At 47.9% G+C, this 363-nt stretch carries 2 protein-coding genes; both read right to left on the bottom strand.

The annotated features are described in order from the left end of the window. Nucleotides 1-67, bottom strand: a 67-nt coding sequence (locus tag F0U44_RS24410; RefSeq protein ID WP_497707153.1) for a hypothetical protein, incomplete at its 3' end; no start/stop codon positions are given. Nucleotides 68-101: 34 nt separating this feature from the next. Beyond that, nucleotides 102-356, bottom strand: coding sequence for a 40S ribosomal protein S27 (locus F0U44_RS24405; RefSeq protein WP_149730646.1), 255 nt, complete (start codon nt 354-356; stop codon nt 102-104). Nucleotides 357-363 lie beyond the last annotated feature (7 nt).

Genomic DNA, 363 nt, shown 5'->3' with positions numbered 1-363 from the left:
CCTTCTTTAGTGTGGGCTTGACGAATTTGCCTCTGAGGTCGTTGACTTGGGAGTTCAGGTCGGAGATCTCGAGCCCCTGGGCTCTGTCCAGGACTTAAATGTTAATGTTGTTTTCTTCTAAAAGAACATCCTTCAGTTAATCTAGCACGGCCACCAGTGGGTTGACAAAGGATCGTTGAGCATCCAGCGCAGACCACCACTCTCTGTGCGTGACTAAAAACTGTTGTAATCTTGTAACAGCCAGGGCACTTAACATCCATGAAATAAGAGTTAGGATGTGGCACTAGCCGCTTAAGCTTATGTTTCCTCCTCTCCGACGCAGGGGAAGGATGCAACAAATCAATTGCGAGCGGCATGGTTACA

Source organism: Nocardioides humilatus, assembly GCF_008373755.1.
GTDB classification, from domain to species: domain Bacteria; phylum Actinomycetota; class Actinomycetes; order Propionibacteriales; family Nocardioidaceae; genus Nocardioides; species Nocardioides humilatus.
The sequence above is the reverse complement of the archived record's forward strand: the minus strand, read 5'-3'. Positions and strand labels throughout refer to the sequence as shown.

Coding starts and splice junctions, on each gene's coding strand:
- F0U44_RS24405 (WP_149730646.1), bottom strand. CDS start 356: ATGCCGCTCGCAATTGATTTGTTGCATCCTTCCCCTGCGTCGGAGAGG.